At 62.0% G+C, this 7185-nt stretch carries 15 protein-coding genes; all 15 read right to left on the minus strand.

The window, feature by feature from the left end:
* Position 1: 1 nt before the first annotated feature.
* On the minus strand, positions 2-544 hold the full coding sequence (locus tag QCE64_RS35770) for a terminase small subunit (RefSeq protein WP_310009038.1): 543 nt from the start codon (positions 542-544) through the stop codon (positions 2-4).
* Positions 545-624: 80 nt separating this feature from the next.
* Positions 625-945: an HNH endonuclease signature motif containing protein gene (locus tag QCE64_RS35775; protein ID WP_310009040.1), complete on the minus strand. Its 321-nt coding sequence runs from the start codon at positions 943-945 to the stop codon at positions 625-627.
* A 153-nt stretch (positions 946-1098) separates the two neighbouring features.
* Positions 1099-1599 carry a hypothetical protein gene (locus tag QCE64_RS35780; RefSeq protein WP_310009042.1) on the minus strand — a complete coding sequence of 167 codons (501 nt, stop codon included), beginning with the start codon at positions 1597-1599 and terminating at the stop codon, positions 1099-1101.
* A 145-nt stretch (positions 1600-1744) separates the two neighbouring features.
* Positions 1745-2095: a phage protein NinX family protein gene (locus QCE64_RS35785; protein ID WP_310009044.1), complete on the minus strand. Its 351-nt coding sequence runs from the start codon at positions 2093-2095 to the stop codon at positions 1745-1747.
* On the minus strand, positions 2092-2415 hold the full coding sequence (locus tag QCE64_RS35790) for a hypothetical protein (RefSeq protein WP_310009045.1): 324 nt from the start codon (positions 2413-2415) through the stop codon (positions 2092-2094). The genes QCE64_RS35785 and QCE64_RS35790 overlap by 4 nt, the downstream gene beginning before the upstream one ends.
* On the minus strand, positions 2412-2822 hold the full coding sequence (locus QCE64_RS35795; protein ID WP_310009047.1) for a hypothetical protein: 411 nt from the start codon (positions 2820-2822) through the stop codon (positions 2412-2414). The genes QCE64_RS35790 and QCE64_RS35795 overlap by 4 nt, the downstream gene beginning before the upstream one ends.
* Positions 2819-3247 carry a hypothetical protein gene (locus tag QCE64_RS35800; protein WP_310009049.1) on the minus strand — a complete coding sequence of 143 codons (429 nt, stop codon included), beginning with the start codon at positions 3245-3247 and terminating at the stop codon, positions 2819-2821. The genes QCE64_RS35795 and QCE64_RS35800 overlap by 4 nt, the downstream gene beginning before the upstream one ends.
* Positions 3244-3375 (minus strand): hypothetical protein, encoded by a 132-nt coding sequence (locus tag QCE64_RS35805; RefSeq protein ID WP_310009050.1) that lies wholly within the window; start codon positions 3373-3375, stop codon positions 3244-3246. The genes QCE64_RS35800 and QCE64_RS35805 overlap by 4 nt, the downstream gene beginning before the upstream one ends.
* Positions 3372-3770: a DUF4406 domain-containing protein gene (locus tag QCE64_RS35810; protein ID WP_310009052.1), complete on the minus strand. Its 399-nt coding sequence runs from the start codon at positions 3768-3770 to the stop codon at positions 3372-3374. Before QCE64_RS35810 ends, QCE64_RS35805 begins: the two co-directional genes overlap by 4 nt.
* On the minus strand, positions 3767-4282 hold the full coding sequence (locus tag QCE64_RS35815) for an SANT/Myb-like DNA-binding domain-containing protein (RefSeq protein ID WP_310009053.1): 516 nt from the start codon (positions 4280-4282) through the stop codon (positions 3767-3769). Before QCE64_RS35815 ends, QCE64_RS35810 begins: the two co-directional genes overlap by 4 nt.
* A complete protein-coding gene (locus QCE64_RS35820) occupies positions 4279-4749 on the minus strand; it encodes a hypothetical protein (RefSeq protein WP_310009056.1) in 471 nt (156 codons plus the stop codon). The genes QCE64_RS35815 and QCE64_RS35820 overlap by 4 nt, the downstream gene beginning before the upstream one ends.
* Positions 4749-5228, minus strand: coding sequence for a DUF1064 domain-containing protein (locus QCE64_RS35825; protein ID WP_404987933.1), 480 nt, complete (start codon positions 5226-5228; stop codon positions 4749-4751). Before QCE64_RS35825 ends, QCE64_RS35820 begins: the two co-directional genes overlap by 1 nt.
* Before the next feature lie 77 nt (positions 5229-5305).
* A complete protein-coding gene (locus QCE64_RS35830) occupies positions 5306-5986 on the minus strand; it encodes a hypothetical protein (protein WP_310009058.1) in 681 nt (226 codons plus the stop codon).
* Between the two features lie 4 nt (positions 5987-5990).
* Positions 5991-6803: a hypothetical protein gene (locus tag QCE64_RS35835; protein ID WP_310009061.1), complete on the minus strand. Its 813-nt coding sequence runs from the start codon at positions 6801-6803 to the stop codon at positions 5991-5993.
* Between the two features lies 1 nt (position 6804).
* Positions 6805-7083 (minus strand): hypothetical protein, encoded by a 279-nt coding sequence (locus tag QCE64_RS35840; protein WP_310009063.1) that lies wholly within the window; start codon positions 7081-7083, stop codon positions 6805-6807.
* Positions 7084-7185: the final 102 nt, after the last annotated feature.

A 7185-nucleotide genomic window follows, 5' to 3' on the forward strand; every position in this document is an offset into this window, starting at 1 on the left:
GTCAGACCTTCTTGCCGCCGTTCGCTACCAGCTTCGGCGCCGTCAGCGCGGCGAACTTGCCCGCCGCTTTCTCTGCGGCCTGCGCTTTCGCATCCTTCTTGCCGCCCTCGCCGAGCTTCTGGTGCATGAACGGCATGAGAACCTGCGCGGCCGTCACGCGCAGACGCGGCTCCGTCCGGCCGTCATTCATGGCAGCCAGAAGGAACTGCTTCGGATCCGAAAAGTGGGTCATCGCGGTCAGGTCGAACCCGGCCGCGAGCGCGGCGCTCGCGACTGCTTCGTCGGCGTTCGCTTTCGCGTCTTCTTCCGACGCGCGGGCGTCATCCTCGGTCGCTGCCGCTGCTTTCGGCGTGCGCTCGGTCCTCGATCCTGGCTTCTTGCGATGCGCGGTTAGGTATGCGACCACGTCGGCGTCTTTAACAAGCCGCGATCCGGCCGCCGAGGCAGTCTTCGCGCTATACCCTGCCTCGACGGCCGCATCCCTATTGGACTTGCCGGCTAAAACAGCGTCGGCGAACAGCCGCTTTTTCGCTGTTAAAGCCATTAACAAATCCTCAAAAGGGCGATTTTTTCTGTCCGTGAGGGAACTGTCGGTTTCCCGGATCGTGGAACGGTAAACTTTGCCTACACCCCTCCCCCTCGGCGCCGCGCTTCATCGGCCGTCTTGGCCTTGTGGCACGGATCGCAGAGGGGTCTGAGGTTCGAATCATCATTGCTGCCACCTTGTTCGAGCGGCACGTCATGATCGATCTGATCAAGGTGCGCTTGCCACACACGACCACAGATGGAGCATCGATAACCGTGCGCTAAAGCGACGCGCTCACGCGTTCTCATCCATGCGCGGCCACGCACACGCTGCGTCGATCCTGCCTTCGCCTCCAGTACGGGAACGCGAGAAAGCGCGCCACTCGCGAGGCGCGGCTTCAAGGTCTGGAGCTTCGGCATTAGCAGGTTGCAACAGTGAGGGTCATGAACTAGCCTCGAACGAGGCTATCGCGCACACGCCGCACCAATGAAAAAGCCCGAGCGGCGAACCGTCCGGGCTTTAGAGGCAGTGATGCAGCCTATCTATTAGGGCGTGATTTTAGCTCAAAGTGTTCAATCAATAGTAGAACTATTTTGTTCAAGGATTTTTGAACACTTCTCGCCCATGTGCTGCTCATGCACGCGCCGGATCGATCGGCTCAGCGACTGCGCACGGACCGCGAACCGGCGCGCGCGATTGTAGATGGTGCCGCGCGCGCACTGCCGCTCGGCCGCAAGCGCCTTGATATTCGTGCGAAACCAGTAGATACCGAGGAAGCACTCGGCCTCGTCCTCATGTCCGCCCTGCTCGCACAGTGCATGGATTGCCATGTTGAGGTACGGCATGTCCGCTTCGAGGAACGAGTCGGGCTCGCCAGCGCTGAGCACGCGCGGCGCTTGCAGCCTGGCCAGCACGTTCTGCTTCACCTGCGGCGCGAAGAAACGGCGCGTGCGGCACCACTCGACCCACCGATTCATGTTGTCGTCGGCGGCATTGCTTTGGCGGGTTGTGAGTTCTTGCTCCGTCATACATCCTCCGATTCGTATTTTCTGCATCGACGCATCGCGGTCCATTCCGTCGACGCCTTTTGACTTCCTTGGCTGCACACGTATTTGCGCGTGCCGCCCCAGCGAGAGAGTTCAAGCGCCGCGCATCCGAGGCACGTGCCGTCCTGCTTGCGCTCAAGGACGACGGCCGGATCCATGAACTCGAAGCGCCTCACTCATTCACCTCGTAACCGAACGCTTCCGCGACGCGCAGCCGGCAGATGGCCACCTTCGGCGACTCGTCCGCGAACATGGCGTGGAACTCGGGATTCAACTGCGCTTCCGCCAGCCATTCGATCTTTCCGTCCTCACGCACGCGCGGGTATGTCACGTATCGCTGACGCTCTGCAATCGGCGCGGCGATGTGCCAGTTCTCGGACGGCTGATACTGGATGAAGCCGACGTACTGCACGTCGACTTGGCACCAGTCCATGCCGCAGGCGTGTTTCACTTCGGCCTGCATGCCCTCGGCGCGGGCGACCCAGTAGTCGAGCTGCGCGCCGGTGAGTCGCTCGACGTTCATGCCCATGCCCTCATTTCAATGCCCAGCGCGAGCTGGAACGCTTCAGGCATGTTCACGTCCGCCGGCTCTTCGTCATTGACGGGCACGCCGCTGATCGGGCGAAGCCACGAATCCATCACATACGCCTGACTCACCAACGCGCCATTGCTGTTCAGCCATGGCGTAGGAAAGCGGCACCACCACGTCGGCCGGCGGTCGCTGGCCTGCGCGGAATACGTCGGATGAAGATGGACGACCTCCACCACGTGACCATCGACAGTTTTGATTGGCCAGTCTGCTGGTACCACGATGTAAGCCAAATCACCCGGTTTGCAGTTCATGCCGCGTCTCCTCGCTTTGGCGGCACCGGCGCATCTGCGGCGAGCCATTCGTAATCGGTGCTTTCACGGAATTCTTCGAGCGTCTGCACGGCCAGCGCGCCCACGGACTTCGGATTGCAGTTCATCGCATACAGGCTCTTGACCCACGCGATGTCGTCCGTCACCCATTTCTCTTTGGGGATGTTGCCGCCGAGGCCCGGCTTGATGCAGGCCAGCACTTCCAGCCTGTACTGCCTGCCCGCCGCGTCCTTCTCGGTGATCCGGCGCAGCCCGTACACCATGCCGTCCGTGTTCTTCTGTTCCGTCACGCGCGGCTTCATGTTGCGGTGTCGATACGGCCACCGCTCGACGAAGATGCCGATCATCGGCACCTGGAAATTCAGCCGCATCGGCTGGATCGTTCTCACGATGCTTCCTCCATCAAACCCATCTTCCGAGCCCTCTTCGGCTCCCACCGCGCGAGCGCGGCGTCGAATGCCGCGCACTTCGCTTCCCATGGCGCGCCGCTTCGGTCAAGCCATTCGTGACACGCCGCGCAGCCCGGAACTGTGAACTTGTGATCTGCTTTGCGCGCGCCGGCCTTACCGTGGATCGATTGGTTCGAGTGGCAGTCGACAACCGTCGGATCGGCCCAATCTGTCCATGGGCACTTCACGTTCAGAAAGCACGGCTCGCCGCGGCACGCGGCCAGATACTTCGAACCCTCTGCGACCGTCGGCTTCTTTGCGCGGCTCTTCGATTTCTTCCTTCGCGCAGCGTCAGCGGCATTTGCCATGGGCCATGGCGAGCGCGTCATGCGCTTCTTGCTGGGCTTCAGTTCGGAGCGCTTCATCGGTCTTTGCCCGCATACCAGAGAGTCAGAATCACCCACCAGACACACGCTCCGATGGCGAAATTCAACGGCAGGTGCGGTGCGATCATCGCGACGCTCAGCACGAGGAACATCTGCCAGCTCTTCACTGCGCCTCCGCAATCTGTGCGCTCGCACGGCTTTCCATCTCTTCCATGACCTCGACGACCGCTTCCTGTGAGATCACAGGGATTTCGCCACCGGCGAGGCCGATGATGTGTCGCGCCTGGAACACGCGCATACCCAGCCCGCGCGCGATCGCGTGCTCGACCTGCGCACCCTTCGATTGCTCCCAACCGGGCAACAGCGCGATGCCGTCGCACTCGACGAGCACCTTGATGTCCGCCCGCATGGCGGTGAGCCACGTCGGGTTCGGGCCGACGTCCACTTCCGCCGGGCTGACGACTTCGAAGCCCAGCGCGCGGAGCCGAGCCGCCTCGGCATGGAAGGCGGCAAAGTTGAGGCCCGGATAACCGGACATCGGGCCGGCGATATATACCTTCATGCGACCACCTGTTGAGCGAGAGTTGCGAACGGATTGAATTGACCGAGCTTCAGCTTTGCGCGCGCGCGATACCGCTTCGAAATCTGCGAACGCGTCTGGCATGCTGGCTTCGGTACGCTCGGCTCATCGCCCCATGCCCATTTGGGCGTCCAGTCGCAGCCATTCGTGCGCTTCTCCCAGCCGGCGATGTAGTACTTCTCGCCCTCCTTGGCTCGAACGATTTGGCGAATACGCTGGTGCGACGCAGGGGTCACCTCAGCGATCTGGAAGACTGTGCCGACGAATCCGGCCTTCAGCGCGGCGTCGACGACTTCCTCGCACCACGAATACGTCGATGCCCTCAGCGCGGCGCGGCGCGGCAACTTCAGCCCCACATGACCGCGGAACCGGATAGCGTTCACCGTCCGCCCTGGGAACAGATCCCCGCTCCACTTCAGCGCACCGGGCTTCTTCCATATCTCGCGCAGCAGCGCGTCCTCTTCGGGCGTCCATGCTCTCCAATCCCGCTTCACGCTGCCTCCTTGAATGCATGCCCGGCATCAATGCGCCGATGAACTTCAGCCAGCGCGTTCAGCACGACCGCCTTCGTTGCAACGCGCATCTGCTCGTCATGCAGCTCGACCGCGCGTCGGACATCGCTCATTGCGTCGCCGTCAAAGCCCCAGCGGCCGCACTTGCGCGCCCGGTCGCGCGCGCGCACCGCGCCGTCAAGCGCACGCTTTACCGTGGGCATCACTTCCTCGCCATAGCCACGCTCGGTCAACACGAGCGCGATGTTCAAAGCGCACACGACCGTCGACCAGTGCTCCTCGTTGCCGCGGCCCTTGAGCATCTCGTCGAGCGCCACGTGATAGGCAATGCCAAGGTCCGTCGACTGGCTCGTGTCCATCGGCGTGCGCCGTTCGAGGACGTCGATGCCGATCGTTCGGCTGATCGCGCGCGGACGGTATGCCTTGCGCGGCTTTTTGTTGCCTGCCATCAGATCTCCTTGATCGTGATGTTGTGCACCGCCAGCATTTGCTTACGCTTTTGGATGTAGGTGCGGTTCTTACGCGTCGCGACTGACTTCACGTCCTCGACGACTTCCTTGCCTGCGTCGACGTCGAAATAGACGAAGTCGGCAACGTATTTCGATGCGCGCTCCCACGTGCCGTCATCGCGTTGCTTGCGTGCGGTGAGGACGTACGGGACCTGCAGGCGAAGATCGCGGATCAGGCCCGACGCTTTCAACTGGATCAGGTGAAACCAACGCGACATCTCCTTTTGGCTGTCGAACTTGATGCCGTCGTGCTCGCATTTCGTGTTGCGATACTTGGCCGGTTTCGTCGCGCCGGCCGACAGCGAGTGCTGCTTGTGCGCCGGAAACGGATCGGTCGGGTCATCGAGCGCATCGTTCTGCGGCGGGTTGCCGGTCGTCTCATAGATCCGACGCTGCGCGGTTGTCATCGGCGGCAGCACAGATTCGCGCACGCGCGCGGTGCCGACCGTCTTCGTGCCCTCAGGGACGTACATCGGCCAGGGTGCGGAGCGCTTCGTCATGCCGCCTTTCCTGTCACGTTGAAGATGGCGTCGCGCGCGATCTTCAGCTTGTTGAGCGGCACCTTGCCCGTCTGCCTTTCCTCTTCGATGATGCGAAGCGCCCAGTTGATGTTTCCGCCCTTCGAGATGTTTTTAAACGCGGCCGAGGCGTTGAGCTCGTCAAGACGTTGGCGACCGAACTCGCGAGTCGATTCTGCTGCACCGGGCGCAGCCAACGCCGGCACGCGCGGCGGTACCGGATGGATCTCACCTTCGAGGACCTTTTTCAGCATCACTTCGAAGCGCGGCTTCAGCTGTGAAAACGTCTGGCTGATGACGTCGTACTCGCCGATCTTGACGGCCGCCCAGTAGATTGCCGGATCCGACCAGACGTCCTTTCCGTGCTGGCGCGCGCGCATCTGGTCGATCGCCTCATACACGGCCGCATCGATGTTGATGGGCGGCTTGCAAAGCTCGATGAATTCGCCCCACGTCGGCGGCCACTTCAAACGTTCCGCGCCGGCCAGGCCGCGCTTCACGTCGACGAGCTTCATGCCGTTCGCACGAATCTTTTCAGTCCAGGTTGCCTTCATGTTTTCAATGCCGGTGTCCTTCCCGTCGACCACATGGCCGCTGCGGAAGCCGTCGAGCAGCTTGTTGCCGAACATTCCGTGCAGTTGCCCGAAGAGCCAGTCCATGGGGTTAGGCAATGCGCCGGAAGTCTGCGTCGATGACGGTAGATTCGTTGTCATAGCTCGGTGCTCCAAGTCCGATAGATGCAGCAGCAGCTGCGCGGGATGCATCACGGCCACTCGCGCCGCCGGTACGGCGCGGCGCAGCAGCACGCGGGTTCAGAAGGTCGTCAATGATCGGCGCGAGATAGTTCGGGCCGGGCATGGGGTTCATGCGGCGCGACGCGACAACCGACAAAGCAGCGTCGAGAACCTCGTTCGTCACGCGGGCGTCGTCGCCCCATGCGGAGATGTTTGGGTTTGCAGCGTTCGAGCCCACGATGCCGCGTTGGCGGAGGTACACAGCGATCTCAATCGAGCGATTCGCAGGAGAAGCGATGTCTCCCGTTTGCTTGCCCGTCGTCCCTTGCTCAACCACCTTCTCTTCTTGGGGTTGTTCTGTATCTGTATCTGCTTCTGTATCTGCTTCTGGTGCCGTTGCTGCAACGTTGCATGACCGTTGCACGTCGGATTTCTTGCTTGCTCGATGCTTGCGCGACCGCTCTGTGCTTGAGTCCGACGAGAATTGACGCTTATCCCAGTTGAGGATCTGCCACTCGCCATCGATGAAGCCTTTGCGCAGAAAAAGCGACTTCGTCTCTGCCAATTCGTCCTCAGAGACGCGAAGTGCGAACGCCAGTTCGTCATCCTGCAACGTTGCAAGAACGTCGCTGCAACGGAGGCAGAACAGCATCATCAGACGGCGTTGCATCGCCTCCGACATGCTTTGCACTTTCGCGTCGGTCGCGAACTCGGCGTACGCGCGAAACCAAGGGTTGGCCATGTCAGTTCACCGAGACAGGAAGGCCGATCAGCTGCTGCGCGCAGCGGCGGCCGGGACGCTTCGCCGTGCCGCGAACCGCCAGCACGCCAGCCTTCACGAGTTCGTTCACGCGCCCGCAGATGGTCGGGACACCGAGGCCAGCCGCTACTGCGAGCTCGTCGCGTGTCAGCGTCACGGCACGGTCGCCGCGGAACAGATCGACGATGCGCCGCTGCGTATCGCTGATCTCGATACTGGAGAGCCCGTGAAAGGCGTCAATCTGGGTTTGAGAGGCGTGCATGGATGACCTCAGATGGTGTCGTGGCCGCACGGCAGAAAGCCGTCGGCGGACTGGCGGACGCCGCACGCGATGCAAATCGGCCCCGCGTCGTCGGAAACAGCG

This window comes from Caballeronia sp. LZ043 (assembly GCF_031451075.1).
Lineage (GTDB): Bacteria > Pseudomonadota > Gammaproteobacteria > Burkholderiales > Burkholderiaceae > Caballeronia.

Excerpts from the sequence above, each read along its gene's own strand:
- QCE64_RS35770 (WP_310009038.1), bottom strand. The coding sequence starts at position 544 with ATGGCTTTAACAGCGAAAAAGCGGCTGTTCGCCGACGCTGTTTTAGCC.
- QCE64_RS35775 (WP_310009040.1), bottom strand. The coding sequence starts at position 945 with ATGCCGAAGCTCCAGACCTTGAAGCCGCGCCTCGCGAGTGGCGCGCTT.
- QCE64_RS35780 (WP_310009042.1), bottom strand. The coding sequence starts at position 1,599 with ATGGACCGCGATGCGTCGATGCAGAAAATACGAATCGGAGGATGTATG.
- QCE64_RS35785 (WP_310009044.1), bottom strand. The coding sequence starts at position 2,095 with ATGAACGTCGAGCGACTCACCGGCGCGCAGCTCGACTACTGGGTCGCC.
- QCE64_RS35790 (WP_310009045.1), bottom strand. The coding sequence starts at position 2,415 with ATGAACTGCAAACCGGGTGATTTGGCTTACATCGTGGTACCAGCAGAC.
- QCE64_RS35800 (WP_310009049.1), bottom strand. The coding sequence starts at position 3,247 with ATGAAGCGCTCCGAACTGAAGCCCAGCAAGAAGCGCATGACGCGCTCG.
- QCE64_RS35810 (WP_310009052.1), bottom strand. The coding sequence starts at position 3,770 with ATGAAGGTATATATCGCCGGCCCGATGTCCGGTTATCCGGGCCTCAAC.
- QCE64_RS35820 (WP_310009056.1), bottom strand. The coding sequence starts at position 4,749 with ATGGCAGGCAACAAAAAGCCGCGCAAGGCATACCGTCCGCGCGCGATC.
- QCE64_RS35830 (WP_310009058.1), bottom strand. The coding sequence starts at position 5,986 with ATGGACTGGCTCTTCGGGCAACTGCACGGAATGTTCGGCAACAAGCTG.
- QCE64_RS35835 (WP_310009061.1), bottom strand. The coding sequence starts at position 6,803 with ATGGCCAACCCTTGGTTTCGCGCGTACGCCGAGTTCGCGACCGACGCG.
- QCE64_RS35840 (WP_310009063.1), bottom strand. The coding sequence starts at position 7,083 with ATGCACGCCTCTCAAACCCAGATTGACGCCTTTCACGGGCTCTCCAGT.